Origin of the sequence: Kribbella hippodromi (genome assembly GCF_039531045.1) — a bacterium.
Taxonomy (GTDB): domain Bacteria; phylum Actinomycetota; class Actinomycetes; order Propionibacteriales; family Kribbellaceae; genus Kribbella; species Kribbella hippodromi.
The window spans coordinates 155,428-174,096 of sequence record NZ_BAAAPH010000006.1 but is presented as its reverse complement, the minus strand read 5'-3'; the positions used below and the strand labels follow the sequence as shown (position 1 = coordinate 174,096).

At 68.7% G+C, this 18,669-nt stretch carries 20 protein-coding genes; 9 read left to right on the top strand and 11 right to left on the bottom strand.

The annotated features are described in order from the left end of the window. Window positions 1-90: 90 nt before the first annotated feature. Genes ABD260_RS11425 through ABD260_RS11415 form a run of 3 tightly spaced genes read right to left on the bottom strand, consistent with a single transcriptional unit; the run spans window position 91 to window position 2,059 of the window. Complete coding sequence (locus ABD260_RS11425) at window positions 91-381, bottom strand: DUF1905 domain-containing protein (RefSeq protein ID WP_344233399.1); 291 nt, start codon at window positions 379-381, stop codon at window positions 91-93. Further along, the gene (locus ABD260_RS11420; protein WP_344233398.1) at window positions 378-1,112 is read right to left on the bottom strand and encodes an alpha/beta fold hydrolase; all 735 of its coding nucleotides are present in this window, start codon (window positions 1,110-1,112) and stop codon (window positions 378-380) included. Before ABD260_RS11420 ends, ABD260_RS11425 begins: the two co-directional genes overlap by 4 nt. After that, complete coding sequence (locus ABD260_RS11415; RefSeq protein WP_344233397.1) at window positions 1,112-2,059, bottom strand: helix-turn-helix transcriptional regulator; 948 nt, start codon at window positions 2,057-2,059, stop codon at window positions 1,112-1,114. Before ABD260_RS11415 ends, ABD260_RS11420 begins: the two co-directional genes overlap by 1 nt. 52 nt (window positions 2,060-2,111) lie before the next feature. On the opposite strand from ABD260_RS11415, the gene ABD260_RS11410 reads away from it, so the two are divergent. From ABD260_RS11410 to ABD260_RS11390, 5 genes are all read left to right on the top strand, one after another. Beyond that, window positions 2,112-2,657, top strand: a complete 546-nt coding sequence (locus tag ABD260_RS11410) for a DinB family protein (protein WP_344233396.1) — start codon at window positions 2,112-2,114, stop codon at window positions 2,655-2,657. 51 nt (window positions 2,658-2,708) lie between these two features. Continuing rightward, on the top strand, window positions 2,709-3,653 hold the full coding sequence (locus tag ABD260_RS11405) for a helix-turn-helix transcriptional regulator (RefSeq protein WP_344233395.1): 945 nt from the start codon (window positions 2,709-2,711) through the stop codon (window positions 3,651-3,653). Window positions 3,654-3,760: 107 nt separating this feature from the next. Continuing rightward, a complete protein-coding gene (locus ABD260_RS11400; RefSeq protein WP_344233394.1) occupies window positions 3,761-4,669 on the top strand; it encodes an LppU/SCO3897 family protein in 909 nt (302 codons plus the stop codon). A 103-nt stretch (window positions 4,670-4,772) separates the two neighbouring features. Then, window positions 4,773-5,612, top strand: coding sequence for a hypothetical protein (locus ABD260_RS11395; RefSeq protein WP_344233393.1), 840 nt, complete (start codon window positions 4,773-4,775; stop codon window positions 5,610-5,612). After that, window positions 5,609-6,436, top strand: coding sequence for an SDR family oxidoreductase (locus ABD260_RS11390; protein ID WP_344233392.1), 828 nt, complete (start codon window positions 5,609-5,611; stop codon window positions 6,434-6,436). The genes ABD260_RS11395 and ABD260_RS11390 overlap by 4 nt, the downstream gene beginning before the upstream one ends. Window positions 6,437-6,545: 109 nt before the next feature. On the opposite strand, the gene ABD260_RS11385 is transcribed toward ABD260_RS11390, so the two are convergent. From ABD260_RS11385 to ABD260_RS11375, 3 genes are all read right to left on the bottom strand, one after another. After that, complete coding sequence (locus tag ABD260_RS11385; protein WP_344233391.1) at window positions 6,546-6,974, bottom strand: OsmC family protein; 429 nt, start codon at window positions 6,972-6,974, stop codon at window positions 6,546-6,548. Between the two features lie 34 nt (window positions 6,975-7,008). Then, window positions 7,009-7,659 carry an SDR family oxidoreductase gene (locus ABD260_RS11380; protein WP_344233390.1) on the bottom strand — a complete coding sequence of 217 codons (651 nt, stop codon included), beginning with the start codon at window positions 7,657-7,659 and terminating at the stop codon, window positions 7,009-7,011. Between the two features lie 89 nt (window positions 7,660-7,748). Next, window positions 7,749-9,662, bottom strand: coding sequence for a propionyl-CoA synthetase (locus ABD260_RS11375; RefSeq protein ID WP_344233389.1), 1,914 nt, complete (start codon window positions 9,660-9,662; stop codon window positions 7,749-7,751). Window positions 9,663-9,679: 17 nt separating this feature from the next. Between ABD260_RS11375 and ABD260_RS11370 the strand changes: the two genes are divergently transcribed. Beyond that, complete coding sequence (locus tag ABD260_RS11370) at window positions 9,680-10,600, top strand: threonine/serine dehydratase (RefSeq protein ID WP_344233388.1); 921 nt, start codon at window positions 9,680-9,682, stop codon at window positions 10,598-10,600. A 47-nt stretch (window positions 10,601-10,647) separates the two neighbouring features. Here the strand turns inward: ABD260_RS11370 and ABD260_RS11365 are convergent, their stop codons facing one another. Then, complete coding sequence (locus ABD260_RS11365) at window positions 10,648-11,286, bottom strand: rhomboid family intramembrane serine protease (RefSeq protein ID WP_344233387.1); 639 nt, start codon at window positions 11,284-11,286, stop codon at window positions 10,648-10,650. A gap of 109 nt (window positions 11,287-11,395) precedes the next feature. Here ABD260_RS11365 and ABD260_RS11360 point away from each other — a divergent pair, with 109 nt between their 5' ends. Next, on the top strand, window positions 11,396-12,595 hold the full coding sequence (locus ABD260_RS11360; RefSeq protein WP_344233386.1) for a Cmx/CmrA family chloramphenicol efflux MFS transporter: 1,200 nt from the start codon (window positions 11,396-11,398) through the stop codon (window positions 12,593-12,595). On the opposite strand, the gene ABD260_RS11355 is transcribed toward ABD260_RS11360, so the two are convergent. Further along, window positions 12,537-13,943 (bottom strand): APC family permease, encoded by a 1,407-nt coding sequence (locus ABD260_RS11355; RefSeq protein ID WP_344233385.1) that lies wholly within the window; start codon window positions 13,941-13,943, stop codon window positions 12,537-12,539. The two genes, ABD260_RS11360 and ABD260_RS11355, sit on opposite strands and share 59 nt — an antisense overlap. A 124-nt stretch (window positions 13,944-14,067) precedes the next feature. On the opposite strand from ABD260_RS11355, the gene ABD260_RS11350 reads away from it, so the two are divergent. Both ABD260_RS11350 and ABD260_RS11345 read left to right on the top strand, forming a co-directional pair. Continuing rightward, on the top strand, window positions 14,068-15,027 hold the full coding sequence (locus ABD260_RS11350; RefSeq protein ID WP_344233573.1) for a DUF389 domain-containing protein: 960 nt from the start codon (window positions 14,068-14,070) through the stop codon (window positions 15,025-15,027). Window positions 15,028-15,192: 165 nt separating this feature from the next. Beyond that, window positions 15,193-16,143 carry a LuxR C-terminal-related transcriptional regulator gene (locus ABD260_RS11345; RefSeq protein ID WP_344233384.1) on the top strand — a complete coding sequence of 317 codons (951 nt, stop codon included), beginning with the start codon at window positions 15,193-15,195 and terminating at the stop codon, window positions 16,141-16,143. A gap of 40 nt (window positions 16,144-16,183) precedes the next feature. On the opposite strand, the gene ABD260_RS11340 is transcribed toward ABD260_RS11345, so the two are convergent. The 3 genes from ABD260_RS11340 to ABD260_RS11330 all read right to left on the bottom strand — a co-directional run bounded on the left by ABD260_RS11340 (window position 16,184) and on the right by ABD260_RS11330 (window position 18,669). Next, window positions 16,184-16,861, bottom strand: coding sequence for an HNH endonuclease family protein (locus tag ABD260_RS11340; RefSeq protein WP_344233383.1), 678 nt, complete (start codon window positions 16,859-16,861; stop codon window positions 16,184-16,186). Between the two features lie 105 nt (window positions 16,862-16,966). Next, window positions 16,967-17,728 carry a YaaA family protein gene (locus tag ABD260_RS11335; protein WP_344233382.1) on the bottom strand — a complete coding sequence of 254 codons (762 nt, stop codon included), beginning with the start codon at window positions 17,726-17,728 and terminating at the stop codon, window positions 16,967-16,969. Then, entirely contained in the window at window positions 17,725-18,669 is a 945-nt protein-coding gene (locus ABD260_RS11330; RefSeq protein ID WP_344233381.1) for an aldo/keto reductase, read from the bottom strand. Before ABD260_RS11330 ends, ABD260_RS11335 begins: the two co-directional genes overlap by 4 nt.

Here is an 18,669-nt window from a genome sequence, read left to right as displayed (position 1 = left end):
CCCCACCCACCGACAGTTTCCGCCAAGCCGGCTCGGCGCCGACCCCACCGATTGTTTCCGCTAAGCGCTGAGCTGCTGAAGCCTCCCGGTTCAGACCCGCAACCGCAACCGAACAGTCGGTACGTCACCGTCGTCGAGATCCTCCGCCCGGCGAACCGCCGCCTTCACCGGCAGCAGATACCGCCCGTCCTTCGGAAACATCGACGTCTCCCACACACTCCCGCCGATCTCCGCGACCACCGGGATCATCCCCCACCCGTAACTGACAAAGTTCCCCTCCATCTCGAAGTACGCACACTCTTCCTCCGGCACCGTGATGAAATACCAAGGCGCCGGCCCCCGCCAGTACCAAATCTCCCCCGAAAACACGACCTCGTTCATCCCAGCCACGCATCCAAGATTCCCACGAACTCACCCAGCTGCCCGTACCAGACGCTGTGTCCCGCGCCCGGGACCGACCGCACGGTGAAGCCCAGCTCGGCGAGCTCCCGCGCACGCTCCGGCGAGACGTACCGACTCGGATCGGCAGCGATCACCAGGGACGGGATGGTCGCGGACCCGGTCGTGTGGCCGGTGTACGAGCGCTGCAGCGCGACTGCGGTTTCGATGTCGAATCGACGTGCGGCCTCCGCCTCCACGCGGCAGTCTTCCAGCGACCAGGACGGGTGTGACGCGCGAAGGTGCTGTTCGGTGCGACTTGAGCGCGCGGCCAGGAAATGTTCGCGCAGGTCAACAACCGGTGGGGCCGCGGACGGGGTGTCGAGCGGCGTGTCGACGTAGACGGCCCGGTGTGGGCGGAGGCGCGGCAGGGCGTACGACAGCAGGACTGCCCCGAGCGAATGCCCCACGGCGAGGGCAGGCCGCGGAGACCCGGAGCGCGAGGCGTCTAGACGGCTGACGGTTTCGACCAGGGCGTCCGCGAAGAGGGAAAGGGTCGCCCCGGGAGCCGGCGGGGAGGTGCCGTGGCCGGGCAGGTCGACAGCGATGGCGTGGTACCCGCGGTCAGCGAGGGCTGGGCCGAGTTGGTGGTACTGGGTGGCGGCGCCGAGCATGCCGTGGATCAGCAGCGCGACGCGGTCGCCGGAGCCCCAGCTGAGAGTCGAGAGGTGCATCAGGTGAGGGTGCTGGCGGTTATTAGGCGTTGGCCTAGGTTGTGGGCGGCGGTTTGGAGTTCGGGGCCGGCGAGGATTCGGTAGGGGGCGTTGAGGGCGGTCAGTTGGGCGGCGTACCAGTGGGGTTCGTCGGTGCTGGCCAGGAGGCGGGTGTGGGTGGGGTCGATCGCCTCGAGGCGGCCCATGCTGCGGCGGATGCACTGCGCGACCTCGGCCAAAGGGGCGTCGATTTCTACCTCGATGGGGTATTTCCAGCCCATCGCCAGGTGTTCTTCGACGACTGCCAGTGCGTCCAGGTCGGGTGGAGCGGTGAATTCGAAGGCCAGGGGTTCGACCTTGGTGATCTTGTCGACCCGGAGCACGCGCTGGGCGTCCTTCGTGTGCGACCAGCACAACAGATACCAGCGGCCGCGGCGTACGACGACCGCCCACGGGTCGACGTCCATCGGCCACTCGTCGTGGTGCCGGCGGTAGTGGATCGTGATCCGGTGGCCGGCCGTACTTTGCGCGACGAGGGCGGCGGTGATTTCCGGGTCGGGCGTACGCGCACCGGGATCCGGGCCGCGCGCGCTGACCCGGCGGATCGCGTCCGTGGACCGCGCGATCGGCTCCGGCAGGACGCGGATGATCTTGCCGAGCGCGTTCTCGACCGGATCGGCGGCACCGCGCGGTCCTTCGAGGACGGCCATCACCAGGCCGAGCGCTTCGGTCGTACTGAACATCAGCGGCGGCAGGCGCAGCCCGCGGCCGACGCGATAACCACCGTACGGGCCGCGCACCGACTCGATCGGGATGTCGGCCTCGCGGAGGATGGCGACATACCGGCGGGCGGCGCGTTCGGAGACGCCGAGCTTGTCGCCGAGCTGGACGGCCGTGATCCCGGGACTGTTCTGGATCAGCTCCAGCACCATCAGCGTGCGCGCGGTCGGGCTCTCGTCGTACTTCATCGCTCACCATTCCGGAAGGTAACCGTCCGGAACCCAGGCTAGCGTGCCGATCATGGACAAGAACAGCATCGTGGAGCTGCCGGCCGCCGGCGACGAGGTGCAGAACCTGCTCGGCATTCTCGACCGCAACCGGCGCACGTTCGCGTGGAAATGCTCGGGCCTGACCGCCGCCGAGCTGCGAACCCGGCTGGCGCCGTCGACGATGACGCTGGCGGGGCTGATGAAGCATCTCGCGCTGGTCGAGGATCACACGTTCACGTACCGGTTGTTCGGCCGCGAGCTGGGCGCGCCGTGGGGCGCGGTCGACTGGGATTCGGATCCGGACTGGGAGTGGCGTACGGCGACCACCGACTCCCCCGACGAACTCCTCCAGCTCTGGGAGGACTCGGTACGCCGCTCCCGCGCGTCCGTCGAGGAGGCAATGAAGGACGGCGGAATGGATCGAGTCGCGGACCTGGTCTGGCCGGACGGCCGCTCCCCCAACCTGCGCCGCCTGGTCGCGGACCTGATCGAGGAGTACGCGCGGCACACCGGCCACGCCGACCTGATCCGCGAATCCATCGACGGCGTGACCGGCGAAGGCGCACCACAGGACTAGCCAACCTATAAGTGCTCACCCGATGAGCGGTTTGTCTGCGACGATCGGTCCATGCGTGCGGATCGCCTGGTGGCAACCCTCTTGCTGATGCAGGCCCGCGGCCGGGTCACCGCTGCCGAGCTCGCCGACGAGCTGGACATCTCCATCGCGACCGCACGCCGCGATCTCGAAGCGCTCTCCACTGCCGGCATCCCGGTTTATCCACAGCCCGGCCGCAACGGCGGCTGGCAGTTGGTGGGCGGTGCGCGTACGGATCTGAGCGGACTGTCCGCGACCGAAGCCCAAGCGCTCTTCCTGCTCGTCGGCCCGGCCGCATCGATCGCCCCGGAGGCAAAGGCGGCTCTTCGCAAGCTCGTCCGCGCGCTACCGCAAACGTTCCGTGAACACGCGGAAGCCGCCGCCGAGGCAGTCGTGATCGACCCGGCGCGGTGGGGCGAGCACGTGAAAGAACGTCCGGAGCTCGTACGCCGATTGCAGGACGCGGTCGTACGCCGTCATCGGGTCCGACTGGTCTACGGCCGAGCGACAACAGAGCGGCTGGTCGATCCGCTCGGGCTCGTCGACAAGGACGAGATCTGGTACCTGATCGCCTGGACCGACCAGGGCCAGCGTACGTTCCGCGTCGATCGGATCGTGTCGGCCGAGGAAACCGCCGACGAGTTCACCCGGCCGGACGGATTCGACCTTTCGGAAGCATGGAGCGAGATCGTCGAGCGGATGGAAGAGCGCCGTTCCGGACTGACCGCGACCGTGCTGATGGAGGAACGGCACGTCTGGGTGATGCAGGACCGGCTCGGCCGGAACTGTCAGGTGGACGGCATGCAGGGCGACCGGGCGCGGCTGCTGATCACCGCGCCGACGCCGCTGATGATCGCGCAGCAGCTGGCGGGCTGGGGCGGGTCCATCGAAGTGGTCGGGCCGCCGTCCGTACAGGCTGAGCTGGCGCGGCTCGGGCAGGAGCTCGTGGATCGGTACAGCGTGACTGTCGGTACGTAGCCGGAACCCGAAGGTGAACATGCCCGGGCGTACCGCCGAATGGACCACGTCGATGAGTAAGGTGCCATGGTTCAGCGTGTCCCGACCAAGAGCAACAGGATCCATCCGTGACCACATCCCCTCCCCAGCCGCCGCAGGACCCGTACGCAGGTCAGCCGAGCGGCTACGGTCCGCCGCCGGAGCAGCAGTTCCCGCAGTACAGCCAGCAACCGCAGTACACGGAGCAGCCGCAGCAGCCGTACCCCGGTGCGCAGCAGCAGCCGTACCAGCAGACCTCGTTCCCCCAGCAAGGCCAGTACCCGGGCCAGCAGGGCCAGTACCAGCAGTCGTTCCCGCAGCCCGGAATGCAGCAGGGCCAGCAGCAGGGTCAGCAGCCGCACGAGCAGCACGGGTACGCGCCGCCGATGCAGATGGTCTGCCGGTTCTGCGGTGGGTACCCGGCGGCCGACGCGACGGTTCGCGGTCACCAGGGCCTGATCATCGTCATGCGGTTCCTGAAGCTGCAGGGCCCGTTCTGCCGTACCTGTGGGATGGCGTCCGTCCGTGACATGACCACCAAGAGCCTCTGGCAGGGCTGGTGGGGTATCGGTTCGTCGATCATCAACCCGATCACGATGCTGATGAACATCGGCCCGATGCAGAAGTTCAAGAGCCTGCCGGAGCCGCAGCCGGGTCCGGGCCGGCCGATGGACCCGGGCAAACCGCTGGTCCAGCGGCCGGCGATGCTGATGTTGCTGCTGCCGATCGTCTTCATCGGGCTGATCGTGTTCGCGAACCTGAACTCGACCGAGTCGAAGGCGAACGTCGGCGCCTGCGTGGTGAACCAGGGCACCACCAGGAACCCGGACGTCAAGGTCGTCGACTGCAGTTCGTCCGAGGCCGCGTTCCGGATCGTCGGCCGGATCGACGACTCGACCGACGACAGCCAGTGCGACCAGTACGCCGACGCGCAGGCGTCGTACTACTACTCGAAGGGCTCCACCAAGTACACGCTCTGCCTCGCACCAGTGAAGTGATCCACAGGAAGGTGCCGGTCTACGGGTAGTACCCGGCGACCGGCACCGCCGCAGCCGCGAAAGTCTGTGGCCGGGTCGGATCGAGGATGAGAGCGTTGGGCGCGTGCTGACCGTGCTGGGTATCGACGTCTCCCCCGAACTGCTGGAGCGCTGGGTGGACTGGCTCGCACCCGATGAGCAGCCGTTCTTCGTCACCAGGAAGCAAGCCACGCAGTGGAAGCTCGCGGTGGACGATCGAGAGCCGGACCGGCAGAACCGGGACACCTTCCGCTTCTACGCGATCGATCCCCGGGCCGCGCGGACGGTCTGGTTGAGCGAGTCCGCGTACGGCCAACTGCCCGCGGCAACACGAGCCGCCCTGGTGCGAGCACAGGTGAACTACGGGCGCGGAGCCGTGCCGACTGTTCGGCGCTGGGCGGGTGTGGTCGGGCCGGACGTGCGCGCGCAGGCTGACGGGCATCGATTCGTGTGGTGGAAGTCGTTGCTCCGAGAACCCGAGCGGGTGTTGCCGGCGATCGTGAGTGAGGATCTCGGTCCGAGCCGGCACGCGGAAGTACGTCGGTGGCCGGCGGCGTTTCCGCGCGTACGCGAGTTGGCCGGAACGTTCCCGCACGGAAGCGGACCGAACTGCTTCGGGACCGTGATGGCGGCCAGTGGTGTCGAGGGAGCGGACACGGTGTGGATGGTGCGCGAGCCGTTCGAGGAATGGCTGGCGAATCACACCGAACGGGGCGGGCGCGACGACGTACCCGGGACTGTGTTCGTCTGGCGGGACCTTGGCGGGCTGGTGCAGCACGCGGCGTTGACGATCGGCGACGGGTGGATGCTGCACAAGCCGTCGCAGTCGTGGATGACGCCGCGGAAGGTGCGGACGGTCGCCGAGGTGAAGCGCGCCACGCGGACCGCCGGGTGGCGGCTGGAACGGCATAGGGTTCTCGGGTGAGGTTGCTCGTCACTGGTGCCGCCGGACTGCTGGGGCGGGAGTTGCTGCGGTCGGCCGCGCTGCGCGGGCATGAGGTCGTGCCGGCGTACCACTCGGCGGGGGTCGATGGTGGTGTACGGCTCGATGTACGGCGCCGGGATGCGGTACGGGAAGTGATTCGTACGGTACGGCCGGACGGGATCATCCATGCCGCGTACCGTCAGGACGACTGGGCTACGACAGCTGACGGTGCGGTGAATGTCGCGCTTGCGGCTGGTGCCGCGCGGTTGGTGTTCGTGTCGAGTGATGCAGTGTTCTCGTCGCGCAAGTCCGCGTGGACGGAGGATGAGCCGCCGCATCCGGAGACTGCTTACGGAGCGGCGAAGGCGGCAGCCGAAACCACAATCCGGGCCCTCACCCCAGCCGCAGTCATCGCACGAACGTCAATCATCGTCGGCTCGGACGGCACCTCGGGCGAAGAACTCCGAGTACGCCGCCTCGCCACCTCGGCGCAGTGTCCCAGCTCCGTCGCGGCTGAAGGAGCATCCGCCCGGCAGGAGTCGTTCTTTACCGGCAACATCCGGTGTCCGATTCACGTGGAGGATCTTGCGGCGGCGCTTCTGGAGCTCTTACCGTCCGACGCCGCCGGAGTTGTCCACCTTGCCGGACCCGAAGCTCTCAGCCGGCACCAGCTCGGCCGGCTGATCGCGATCCGCGATGGCCTCGACCCGGACGCTCTGCCCTCCACCCCGGGCGTCCCGTCGAACATCCTCCTCGACGCCCAACGCACCCAGGCAGCCATCAGCACCCGCCTGCGCCCGCCGTGGGAGTTCCTCGCCCGCTGAAGCGGTACCGAAGAACAGGTAGTGCTACCGGCTGACCTAGTGCACCTGAGCGCAATCACCGCCACGCGTACACCGTCTCGCCAGTGCACTACCCGTCCTTAGGTACCAGTCAGTCGTTGGTGGTCGTCGTGACCGGGGTGCCCAGCTCGACCGTCCGGCTGACTGTGCAGAGGCGGTCGTGGGACATCTTCACCGCGCGCGGCAGTGCCTCGCGTGCCTTGTCGCCGTCCTCGCCGTCGGGGAACCGGATCGTGAACTCGACCGCCAGGTTCTCCATCCGGTTGCCTTCGTCGGCGTCCCGGACCTTGTCGCCGCGGACCACCGCGGTGAACTCGTCCGGCTCGGCGCGCCGGCTGACCACGACGTCGACGTCGATCGCCGAGCAGGTACCGATCGCGGCCAGCAGCAACTCCACCGGTGTGAAGTCGGTGGCGGCGCCACCAGAGCCGACCCGGATGCTTCCGCCGCGGGCGTTCCGCACCTCGTAGCTGCTGTTCGCCAGGCGCTCGAAACTGACCTGCCGCAGTGTGTCTGCCATATCTGCCTGAACCATTCTGTTGCTTGTGGCAACTTCAGAGGGACTCGAGCGCCGCCTGGACCGGAGTGTCGCCGGCGATCAGCTCGAGCGTCCGGCCGATCGCGGCCGGAGTGTCACAGAGGCCGGCCAGGACCAGGGCGACGTCGTCGCGGCTGATCCGGCCGTTCCCGGTCTTGTCCGCCAGGTGCACCGATCCGGTGCCTGGGTCGTCGGTGAGGCTGCCGGGCCGGAGAATGGTCCAGTCCAGGTCGCGGGCGCGGAGGTCTTCCTCGGCCGCCCATTTGGCCTTCAGATACACGGTGAACGTCGCGTCGTCGGTGAGCGAGTCGGCCCGGTCGGCGCCCATCGAGCCGACCTGAAGGTGCCGGCGTACGCCTGCCTGCTCGGCCGCGTCCGCGAACAACGCGGCCGCACCGCGGTCGACCGTGTCCTTGCGCGCGTTCCCACTGCCCGGTCCGGCACCGGCCGCGAAGACAGCGACATCAGCGCCCGCCAATACCTTGGCGACCTCGTCCGCGTCGGTCTGCTCGAGATCGAGCACGGCGGCGCGTCCACCGGCCGCGGAAACGTCGGCGTCATGCGCGGGATTGCGGACCAGCCCGATCACTTCGTGTCCCGCTCCGCTCAGCAGCTTCGTCAGCCGCAGCGCGATCTGCCCGTGTCCACCCGCAATCACGACTCGCATACCCCGAGCTTAACCGCCGGGCCCAGTCAGCGGGTTAACCCCTCAGCTTGCCCCTTCACCGCCCGCACCCGCGGGGTGAAGGGGCGATTTCAGAGGTTGACCCTCAAGATCGGGCGGAGGGCGTCGAGTACGGCGGGGTCCTCGATGGTGGACGGTACGGGTTCGTCGCGGCCGTCCGCGATGCCGCGCATCGTCTTCCGGAGGATCTTCCCGGACCGTGTCTTCGGCAGCGCATCCACCACCGACACTCCCCGGAAGGCCGCCACCGGTCCGATCTCCTGACGTACCGCGGTCACCAGCTCGTCCCGCAGCACCTCGGGATCCACAGTCGCCCCGGCCTTCAGTACGACGAATGCCCGCGGCAACTGTCCCTTCAACGCGTCCTGCACCCCGATCACCGCGCACTCCGCAACCGCCGGATGCGCCGCCACCACCGCTTCGATCGACCCGGTCGACAACCGATGCCCGGCCACGTTGATCACATCGTCGGTACGCCCCATCACGAAGATGTACCCGTCGTCATCGAAGTAGCCGCCGTCGCCGGTCAGGTAGTACCCGTCGTACGACTTCAGGTAGCTGTCGATGTACCGCTGGTCGTCGCTCCACAGCGTCGGCAGTGCGCCCGGCGGCAACGGGAGCTTGATCGCGATCGCACCCTCCTCGTGGGGCTGCAGTTCCTTGCCGGAAGCATCCAAGATCCGCACGTCCCAGCCCGGCATCGGCACAGTCGCCGACCCCGGCTTGGTCGGCAGCGGTTCCAGTCCGCGCGGGTTGGCGGCGATCGGCCAGCCGGTTTCGGTCTGCCACCAGTGGTCCACGACCGGTACGCCGAGCTGGTCGTGCGCCCAGTGGTAGGACTCCGGATCGAGCCGCTCGCCCGCGAGGAACAGTGTCCGGAAGCTGTCCAGCGCGTACCGCGCGAGCTCACCCGCCGATGGATCGACCTTCTTGATCGCCCGGATCGCCGTCGGCGCGGTGAACAACGCCTTCGCGCCATGCTCCGAAATGACGCGCCAGAACGCGCCCGCGTCCGGCGTACCGACCGGCTTGCCTTCGTACAACACAGTCGTCGCTCCGACGAGCAGTGGCGCGTACACGATGTACGAGTGCCCGACGACCCACCCGACATCCGAAGCGGTCCACCACACGTCACCCGGCCCGATGTCGTACACGTTGCGCATCGTCCAAGCGAGCGCGACCGCGTGCCCGCCGTTGTCGCGGACCACGCCCTTCGGCCGTCCCGTCGTGCCGGACGTGTAGAGGATGTACAGAGGATCGGTCGCCGCCACCGGCACTGGTTCGACCGGGGCCGCGTCGGCGATCAGCGTGCTCCAGTCGAGGTCCCGCGCGCCGAGCTCAGCCGGGGCCGCCGGGCGCTGCAGGATCACGGTGTGTACGGGCCGGTGCTGCGCGAGCTCCAACGCCTGGTCGATGATCGGCTTGTACTCGACCACCCGCGCCGGCTCGATCCCGCACGACGCGGCGACAATGACCTTCGGCGTCGCATCGTCGATCCGGGCAGCCAACTCGCGCGGCGCGAATCCACCGAACACGACTGAATGGATCGCGCCCAGCCGCGCACAGGCCAGCATCGCCACGACCGCTTCCGGGACCATCGGCATGTACACGATCACCCGATCGCCCTTGCCGACTCCAAGTGACGCCAGCGCCCCGGCAAAGGTCGCCACCTGCGAGCGCAGTTGTGCGTACGTGAACGAGGCCCCGCCACCGGTGACTGGTGAGTCGTAGATCAGCGCGGTCCGATCACCGTTGCCGGCCTCGATGTGCCGGTCCAAGGCGTTGTAGGACGTATTCAGCTCGCCGTCGGGAAACCAGCGGTAGATCGGTGCGTTCGTCGCGTCGATCGCGCGGGCCGGGCGTCGCGTCCAGCTGATCGCATCGGCCGCGTCGAGCCAGAAGCCGTCCGGGTCGTCCAGGCTCCGCCGGTAGCTGTCCTCGTACGCGCCCATCAGGTGGCCTCCAGTCCGTTGCCTGTTCACCATCGTGGCAGGGTTGAGGCATGACGTTAAGTGTCGATGATGTCCGGGCGGCCGCGGAACGGATCGAGGGGCGGGTCCGCCGGACCCCGGTCATCGAGGTGGCGCCGCGCCTCACCTTCAAGCTGGAACTGCTGCAGCACACCGGCTCGTTCAAGGCGCGGGGCGCGTTCAACCGGTTGCTGGCGGCGAAGGATCGCGGCGAGTTGACCGGTCAGGGCATCGTTGCGGCGTCCGGCGGCAATCACGGGCTGGCGGCGGCGTACGCGGCGCGGGAGCTCGGCGTACCGGCGCGGATCTTCGTTCCGGAGACGACGCCCGCGGCGAAGCTCGGCAAGTTGCGGACGCTCGGGGCGGAGATCGTGCAGGTCGGCAGCGAGTACGCGGAGGCGTACCAGGCCGCGGAAACTGCTCGGGAAGAGTCGGGCGCCGTGTTGGTGCACGCCTATGACCAGCCCGAGATCGTCGCGGGTCAGGGCACGGTTGGGCTTGAGCTGCTGGAGCAGGTCGGCGCGTTCGACACGGTGCTGGTTGCTGTCGGTGGTGGCGGGTTGATTGCTGGGATCGCGACGGCGATCGGCAAGAACGCACAGGTCATCGGTGTGGAGCCGGTGCTCGCGTCGGCCATGCATCGCGCGCTGGAGGCCGGTTTGCCGACCGATGGCCCGGTGGGTGGGGTGGCCGCGGACTCGCTCGGTGCGCGGCGGCTCGGTGAGCTGGCCTTCGCGGCGGCGCGGGAGCACGGCGTACGGTCGGTCCTGGTCGACGACGACGCGATCGTTGCCGCTCGCAAGGAGTTGTGGCGGGACCACCACCTGGCGGCCGAGCACGGCGGCGCGACCGCATACGCGGCCCTGACTTCCGGCGCCTACCGCCCGGCCGCCGACGAGCGGGTCGTCGTGGTGGTGTGCGGTGCGAACACCGACCCCGGCACACTCACGTAAACACCTCAGCCGACGCTAACGCCCCCGCCCGACGCTGAACGCGTCGGCTAGATGCTGCGGCGGGGGTAGATGCTTCGGCCGGCGGTGCGTTCCTGTTTGTCCTCGGACAGGACCCAGGCTGCGAGGACTCCGGCGATGCCGCCGAAGAGGTGGCCTTGCCAGGAGATCCCGTCCTGCGGGAGCAGTCCGCCGAGTAGGGCGCTCCCCCACACGACCACGACCAGTACGCCGACGAGCACCTGGCTGATCCGCCGGTTGAACAGCCCGCGCAAGATCAGATACGACGCGTACCCGAACACCAGACCGCTCGCGCCGATCGTGATCGTGTTCGAAGGTGAGACCAGCCAGGTCCCGAAGCCGCCGATCACGGTGACGATCGCGGTCACCGCGAACAGCCGGGCCGCGCCGCTGATCGCGATCAGTGCGCCGAGCGTGACCAGCGGCAGCGTGTTCGAGATCAGATGACCGAAGCCGAGGTGCAGGAACGGCGCGGTCAGGATGCCGATCAGGCCGCGCGGTTCGCGGGCGATGATCCCGTACTGATCGAGCGCGCCGTGCGTCGCGGTGTCGATGATTTCGCTGAGCCACATCAGCCCGACCAGGACGCCGAGCAGCTTCAGGCCACCGCCTACCGTGGCAGTGTCCACAGCCCGCCCGCTCCGCTTGGCCGGAGTCTGAAAGCTCATGCAATAACAATGCCGTACCGCGCCAAGTCTCACCCAGTGACAAGCGCGGCGACGACGGAAAGTGATCTCTGCGATACTGCGAGTGGCTGTCGTCGAGTGAGGGGGAACGATGCCGATCGCCGTCTATGTCCTTGGCCTGAGCATCTTCGCGCAGGGCACGTCCGAGCTGATGCTCGCCGGGCTGCTGCCGGAGCTGGCTGCCGACCTGCACGTCACGATCCCGCAGGCCGGCCTGCTGATCTCCGCGTTCGCGGCCGGGATGCTCGTCGGCGCCCCGGTGCTGGCGGTGGTCACGCTCACCTGGTCGCGGCGGACGGCGCTGCTGGTCTTCCTGACCATCTTCGCGCTCACCCATGTCGCCGGCGCGCTGACGCCGAACTACACGGTGCTGCTGCTGACCCGGATCGTCGGCGCGTTCGTGTACGCCGGGTTCTGGTCGGTCGCCGCCGTCACGGTGGTCGCGCTCGTACGCTCCGGCAGCCGTGCGCGGGCGATGAGTATCGTCACCGGCGGCCTGACGATCGCGACCATCGTCGGTCTCCCCCTCGGCACCGTTCTAGGACAGCACCTCGGCTGGCGCTCCGCGTTCTGGACCGTCGCCGGGCTCTGTGTACTCGCGATGGCCGGCGTGGTGACCACAGTTCCGGCCGGCCGTCCCGATCCGGCGACCGCGCCGCGGCTCGGTGACGAGCTGCGGGCGCTGGTGAACGCGCGGTTGTGGCTCGCGTTCGCGACCACTGCGCTGGTGACGGCGACGATCCTCGTCCTGTTCAGCTACCTCGCGCCCTTGCTCACCGGCACGACACATCTGCCGGCCGGAGCGGTCCCGGGCGTACTCGCGCTGTACGGCCTCGGCTCCTTCATCGGGATCACGCTCGGCGGCCGGTTCGCCGACGCGATGCCCTTCCACACGCTGTTCATCAGCATCGCCGGCCTGATCGCGCTGTCCGCCGTCCTCGCGCTGACCGCGAGCTCGCCGCTGATCGCGATCCCGGTGATCGTGCTGCTCGGTGGGTTCGGGTTCGCGGCGAACCCGGCGCTGAACGCGCGCGTGTTCAGCCTGGCCGGTGACCGGTCCACGCTCGCGACCGCGACGAACTTCTCCGCGTTCAACGTCGGCATCACCGCCGGTCCCTGGCTCGGTGCGATCGCGATCGACGCCGGCGCCGGGTACCCGGCCCTCGGCTGGATCGCGGTCGCCACCGGAACCGCTGCCCTCGCGACCGTGCTGGTCGCGGTCTTCCTGCCGGTCAGTTCACCGGGCCTTGCGGGTCGAGGTGCGACGGATCGAAGTCGGCCCGCCGCTTGAACACGTACTTGTTCAGCACCCAGGTCAGCGCCCACAGCAGCACGCCGACCAGCATCAACCAGCCGGCCACCTTGTAGTCCGCCGAGTCCCGGCCGGACAGCGGGCTGGCCAGGTACACGCACAGCACGATGCCGAGCACCGGCAGCGCGGTCGGCGCGTGGAAGTGCTTGTGCTCGACCTTGTCCTTGCGCAGCACCAGCACCGCGAAGTTCACGATCGCGAACACACACAAGAGCAGGAACGCGGTCGTCCCACCGAGCGCCGCCAGGTCCGCGTACCCGATCAGGAAGAACGCGAGCAGCGTGGTAAAGAGGATCGCGATGTACGGCGTACGCCGCTTGTGCAGCACCCGCCCGAGCGGACCGGGCAGTACCTTCTCGTGCGACATCCCGTACAGCAACCGGCTTGCCATCAGCATGTTGATCAGCGCCGAGTTGGCGACCGCGAACATCGTGATCCAGGCGAACACCTCGAGCGGGAAGCCGGGCGCACCGGCCTGGACGACCTTCAGCAGCGGGGTCGCGCCCTTGTTCAGCTCGTCCGGCGAGACCAGTGCGACGGCGGAGATCGCGACCAGTACGTAGATGACGCCGGTGATGCTCAACCCGATCAGCATCATCCGCGGGAAGATCCGGACCGGGTCCTTGGTCTCCTCGGCCATGTTCACCGAGTCCTCGAAGCCGACCATCGCGAAGAACGCCAGCGCGGTCGCGGCGGTGACCGCGCCGAACGGCGACTCACCGTCCGGCACCTTGAACTCGGTCAGCCGCGAGGTGTCGCCGTCACCACCGAGCAGCGCCCAGGCGCCGATCCCGATCACGATCAGCAGCCCGCTCAGCTCGACCAGGGTGAGTACGACGTTCGCCTTCACGCTTTCGCCGACGCCGCGCAGGTTGACCAGCGCGATCAGGGTCATGAAGCCGAGCGCGGTGATCATCAGCAGTGCGCCGCGGTCCGGGTCGAGGTGCGCGGCGGAGAAGAAGTTCGCCGCGAACGCCTTCGACGCGCTGGACGCCGAGGTGAGGCCGGAGCACATCACCGCGAAGGTCAGCAGGAAGGTGAGGAAGTGGATGCCGAACGCCTTGTGCGTGTACACCGCGGCGCCGCCGGCCTTGGGGTACTTGGTGACGAGTTCCAGGTAGCTGGTCGCGGTCAGCATCGCGACGATGAACGCGCACAGGAACGGCAGCCAGACCGCGCCGCCGACCTCGCCCGCGACCTTGCCGGTCAGCGCGTAGACGCCGGTGCCGAGGATGTCGCCGACGACGAACAGGAGCAGCAGCCCGGGCCCCATCACCCGCTTCAGTTCGGGGCGCTCACCGGTCTGCGGAACGGCAATGTCACTCATCGTGCCTCCCTGGATTCGGTGCGTCAGTGGACCATATCCTCATCCCCGCCGCCAGCGGTACGGCGTGTGAGCCGGTGTGCCGTGGCCGGATGGTGACCTCCGGGCTGGGAACATGGCGCCCGTGATGCACCTTCGTCTGATCGTTCCGCCGGACCGCAGCGAGCGGGTACTGGACGGGCTTGTCGCCGACCCCGGCGTGTCCAGCGTGATTCGCGTACCCGGGGCGGCGCACCGTCCGGCCGGTGACCTGATCGAGTGCGATGTCACTCGTGAGGCGACCTCGGATCTCCTGGTCCGGCTGAAGGCCGAAGGCCTCTACGAGGACGGCTCGGTGGCGCTGACCTCGACGGATTCCATGCCGTCGCGGAACGCCCAGGCCGCGGAGAAGGCAGCGCCCGGCGCACCGGACGACGCGGTGATCTGGGATGTCGTGGTCGACCAGGCGTACAACGAGGCCGGCGGCTCCTGGGTGTACTACGTGTTCCTCACGCTGGCGACGATGATCGCCTCGGTCGCGGTGGTCACCGACTCGTCGATCCTGGTCGTCGGGGCGATGGTGGTCGGACCCGAGTTCGGGGTGGTGGCGGCGCTTGCCGTGGGCCTGTTCCTGCGGAAAGGTGGGCTGACCAAGCGGTCCCTGATGCTGCTCGTGAAGGGGTTCGTGCTGGCGATCGTACTGACCGCACTTGCCGCCCTGCTGGCCCGCGCGGTCGGATGGGTGGACGCGTCGGATGTGACCGCGGCCCGGCCGCTGACCGGTTTCATCTGGCGGCCGGATCGCTGGTCGGCGGTGGTTGCCGTACTGGCGGGATGCGCCGGTGTGCTGTCGCAGACGGCCGGGCGGGGCAATGCGCTGGTCGGGGTGTTCATCTCGGTGACCACTGTCCCGGCCGCGGGTGATCTGGCCTTGTCGGTCGCGCTGTGGGCGCCGCATCAGATCGGTGGCTCGGCCGCGCAGCTCGGGATCAACCTGGCCGGGATGACGGCGGCCGGTGTGGTGACGCTGTTGCTGCAGCGCGTGATCTGGCGCAGCTACCTGCGGGTGAAGCAGGTGCGAAGGGCGGGCGCGCGCGTTGAGGCTTGACCGGACGTCCCCTGTCCGATCCGCGCGCGCCCGGCACAGTCAGACATACCCCATCCGGAGGTAGGCGCACCTCGCCCTGTGCTGGTTTGTCTTGGCTTGTCCCGGACATGGCGCGAAGTCGCCAAACCGGTCGAGCCTGTCCAACGGACGAGATAGCCTGATCGGATGCTGGAGATGGTGGGGGTGGAGCCGCCCGATGAAGAGGCCTACCGGGCGCTGCTGGCCGCGCCCGGCTGTGACATCCGTGAGCTCGCGGGGCATCTTGGCCGAGACGAGCAGGACCTGGTCGCGACGGTCGAGCGGCTGGAGAAGCTCGGTCTGCTGACCGTCACCTCCGACGAGCCGGTGCGGTTGCTGCCGACCCGGCCCGATGTGGCGGTCGACGCGCTGGTCGCCGTCCGCCGGGCCGAGCTGGACCGGGTCCGCGCCGAGGCGCGGGTGCTGCTGTCGGAGGTCCGGGCCCAGGAGCAGCACCGCCCGGAGAACCTGGTCGAGGTGATCGTGGGTCAGGACGCGATCGCCGCCCGGTTCGCCCAGTTGCTGAACGGGACGAAGAACCAGCTGATGGTGCTCGACCGGCCGCCGTACGCGGCGCAGGCCGAGAAGTCCGACACCACGGTCCGCGGGCTACTCGGTGACGGGGTGGTGGTGCATGGCATCTACTCCCCCGATTCGCTGGATATCCCCGGCGGCGTCGACGAGGCGTACAGCGCGGCTGATGCCGGCGAGACGTCGCGTGTACATCCGCAGCTGCCGATGAAGCTGGCCGTGTTCGACGCGAAGGCGGCGCTGCTGCCGCTGTCGGTGGATCAGTTGACCGACAGCGCACTCGTCGTACACCCCTGTGCGCTGCTGGATGCGCTGATGGAGATGTTCTGGCTGCTCTGGGACCAGGCGGTGCCGGTCGTGCCGACCGCGAAGGCGGACCCGACCGATGCGCGGTTGATGACGCTGCTCGCGGCCGGGTTCAAGGACGACGCGATCGCCCGGCAGCTCGCGTTGAGCAGCCGGACGGTCGGGCGGCGCGTCGCCGAGCTGATGGAGACACTGGGCGCGCGGACCCGGTTCCAGGCCGGGATTCACGCCCAGCGCCGCCACCTGCTCGAGGACGACTAGAGGACGACTAGCGGACGCCTAGAGGTCGACTGGCGTACGCCTAGCAGGTCGCCAGCATCTGCTGCAGCGCGGTCTTCTCCGCCGACTGCAGCGACAGCTTGTACGTGTACTTCACCCAGATCCACTCGCGTGCGTACACGCAATGCACCGAGGTGTTGGTCGGCTTCCACTCGGACGGGTCGCGGTCGCCCTTCGAGCGGTTGCTCGACGCCGACACCGCGATCAGCTGCGAGATGGTCAGGTTGTTCGCGAACTCCTGGCGCTTGGCCTGGGTCCACCCGCTCGCACCGGACTTCCACGCCTCGGCGAGCGGCACGATGTGGTCGATGTCGACACCGGACGAGTCGTTGATGTACGTGGCGTCATACACGCTGTACCAGCGGCCGGCCGTCGGCTGGCAGCTGCTGTCGACGGTCACGCCGGTGCCGTCGCGCTTCAGTACTTCCTCGCGGGTGTCACAGGTGCCGGACTGGTTGATCCAGTGCGGGAACTTGTCCCGGCTGTAGCCGGTCGTCGACCCTTCCGTCTTCACGGTCAGGCTGGCCAGCTGGGTCGCCGCGGTGGTCGCCGACGGCGGGGTCGGTGGGGACGCGAGCGCCGGCGCGGCGCTCAGCGTCCAGGTGGTCGCGATGGCTGCCAGGGCGGTGGCAAGGGCGGTCATGCGCGTCGTGATGCGCACGGTGACATGCGTGGTGATGCGCGTGGTGATGCGGGGCATCGGTCAGGCCTCCGAAGGGTTGGGCGGTCCCCCTGACGTACGCCCCTGAGCCTTCCCTGGTCACGCAGGGTAGGAAACCACTCACCAGTTACAGTCGGGTGAACGTCAGTCGTGTTCGACGACGGTGAGCGTCCAGCCGGTCGCCGCGCGATCCAGCTCGGCGTTCCAGCGTTCACCGATCAGCTTGTGCAGCGACTTCGGAGTGCCCGGGTCCTTGCCGGATTCGAGCAGGTGCCGGGCGACCAGGCCGCGGGTGTGTTTCGCGTTGTGCGACACGACCGTGCGGACGCCGTCGCGTTCGCGGACCACGTTCACAGCCACCCATTTCTCGGCTTGTGCGCCGGTGGGGCGCCACGCGGCCACGTACGTCGACGAGCGGCAGTCCACGATCACGCCGTCGACCTCGGCGAGGGCGTTGCCGAGCGGATCGCGCCAGACCGAGGCGAGTGGTCCGTGGCCGGGCAGGGTCGTACCCATCGACAGCCGGTACGGCGGGACGCGATCCGCCGGGCGAAGTGCGCCCCACGCCGCGGAGATGACGAGCAACCGGTTCGCGGCGCGGCGCTTCGTACCGGCGGAGAGGGTGGCGTAGCCGAGCGCGTCGTACAGCACCCCGGAGTACAGCTCGGAGACGGGCACCGACGGCTCCGTACGCCAGCGGGTGTTGCGCTCGACCTCGGCCTGCAGCGAGGCGCCGACATCGAGTACGTCGAACGCGTCGGCCGAGGCGGAGACCTTCGCGAGCGTCTCCAGGACTTGCTCGCGGACCGGGTTCAGCTCCGGGAACGACAGCGTGGAGAAATCGACGGCCCGGCCGCGCGACCGTCCGCTCTTTCCCTCGGACGGCGGCAGCAGAATGAGGGTCACGTCAGGTCGTCCAGGACGGCGAGGTCGGCGGGGGTCGGGTCCCAGGCGCCGGCGGCGACGTTCTGGGCGATCTGCTCCGGGCTGGTGGCGCCGGCGATCACGGACGCGACCGCGGGCTGGGCGGCCAGGCCGCCGATCGCGATGTCGATCATGGTCAGTTCACGCTCGGCCGCGAACGTCTCGAGAGCCTCGAGCTTGTCGAAGTCGGCCCGCGCCAGCCGCTCCGGCTGACCTGCCAGCCGGGTCCCGTCCGGCGCGCCGGCGCCGCGCTTGTACTTGCCGGTGAGCAGGCCGGAGGCGAGCGGGAAGAACGGCAGGATCCCGAGCCCGAGCTGCTCACAGGCCGGTACGAGCTCGTCCTCGACGTCGCGTTCGAGCAGGGAGTACTGGTTCTGGGCGCTGATGAAGTGCTCCAGCCCGTTCGAGCGGGCGGTCCAGTCCGCGTCCACCACCTGCCAGGCGGCGAACTGCGAGCTGCCGATGTACCGGACCTTGCCCTCGGCAACAAGCTCGGACAGCGCGGCCAGGGTCTCCTCGATCGGGGTGACCGGGTCCGGGAAGTGCAGCTGGTAGAGGTCGATCCAGTCCGTACCGAGGCGTTGGAGACTCGCTTCGACCGCTTTCCGGATGTACCGGCGGGAGCCACGTACGCCCCAATCGGGGCCGTTCGCGCCCTGCATGTCGCCGCCGAACTTGGTGGCGATCACCACCTCGTCGCGGCGCGCGCCGAGCGCCTTGCCGAGCAGCTCCTCGCTGAACCCGTGCTCGCCGCGGTAGATGTCGGCGGTGTCGAACAGGGTGATTCCAGCGTCAACCGCGGCATTCACCACCGCGTCCGTACGCGCCGCGTCCAGCCGCCGCCCGAAGTTGTTACAGCCCAGCCCGACCACACTCACGGTCAGACCCGAGTCACCCAATTGCCGGTACTCCATATCGCCCAT

Bases quoted from the DNA above. Each gene is read 5' to 3' on its own strand.
- ABD260_RS11415 (WP_344233397.1), bottom strand. From the start codon at position 2,059: ATGAAGTACGACGAGAGCCCGACCGCGCGCACGCTGATGGTGCTGGAG.
- ABD260_RS11330 (WP_344233381.1), bottom strand. From the start codon at position 18,669: ATGGGCGATATGGAGTACCGGCAATTGGGTGACTCGGGTCTGACCGTG.
- ABD260_RS11345 (WP_344233384.1), top strand. From the start codon at position 15,193: ATGCTGGAGATGGTGGGGGTGGAGCCGCCCGATGAAGAGGCCTACCGG.
- ABD260_RS11365 (WP_344233387.1), bottom strand. From the start codon at position 11,286: ATGAGCTTTCAGACTCCGGCCAAGCGGAGCGGGCGGGCTGTGGACACT.
- ABD260_RS11340 (WP_344233383.1), bottom strand. From the start codon at position 16,861: ATGCCCCGCATCACCACGCGCATCACCACGCATGTCACCGTGCGCATC.
- ABD260_RS11380 (WP_344233390.1), bottom strand. From the start codon at position 7,659: ATGCGAGTCGTGATTGCGGGTGGACACGGGCAGATCGCGCTGCGGCTG.
- ABD260_RS11410 (WP_344233396.1), top strand. From the start codon at position 2,112: ATGGACAAGAACAGCATCGTGGAGCTGCCGGCCGCCGGCGACGAGGTG.
- ABD260_RS11355 (WP_344233385.1), bottom strand. From the start codon at position 13,943: ATGAGTGACATTGCCGTTCCGCAGACCGGTGAGCGCCCCGAACTGAAG.
- ABD260_RS11425 (WP_344233399.1), bottom strand. From the start codon at position 381: ATGAACGAGGTCGTGTTTTCGGGGGAGATTTGGTACTGGCGGGGGCCG.
- ABD260_RS11405 (WP_344233395.1), top strand. From the start codon at position 2,709: ATGCGTGCGGATCGCCTGGTGGCAACCCTCTTGCTGATGCAGGCCCGC.
- ABD260_RS11420 (WP_344233398.1), bottom strand. From the start codon at position 1,112: ATGCACCTCTCGACTCTCAGCTGGGGCTCCGGCGACCGCGTCGCGCTG.
- ABD260_RS11350 (WP_344233573.1), top strand. From the start codon at position 14,068: ATGCACCTTCGTCTGATCGTTCCGCCGGACCGCAGCGAGCGGGTACTG.
- ABD260_RS11385 (WP_344233391.1), bottom strand. From the start codon at position 6,974: ATGGCAGACACACTGCGGCAGGTCAGTTTCGAGCGCCTGGCGAACAGC.
- ABD260_RS11360 (WP_344233386.1), top strand. From the start codon at position 11,396: ATGCCGATCGCCGTCTATGTCCTTGGCCTGAGCATCTTCGCGCAGGGC.
- ABD260_RS11375 (WP_344233389.1), bottom strand. From the start codon at position 9,662: ATGGTGAACAGGCAACGGACTGGAGGCCACCTGATGGGCGCGTACGAG.
- ABD260_RS11370 (WP_344233388.1), top strand. From the start codon at position 9,680: ATGACGTTAAGTGTCGATGATGTCCGGGCGGCCGCGGAACGGATCGAG.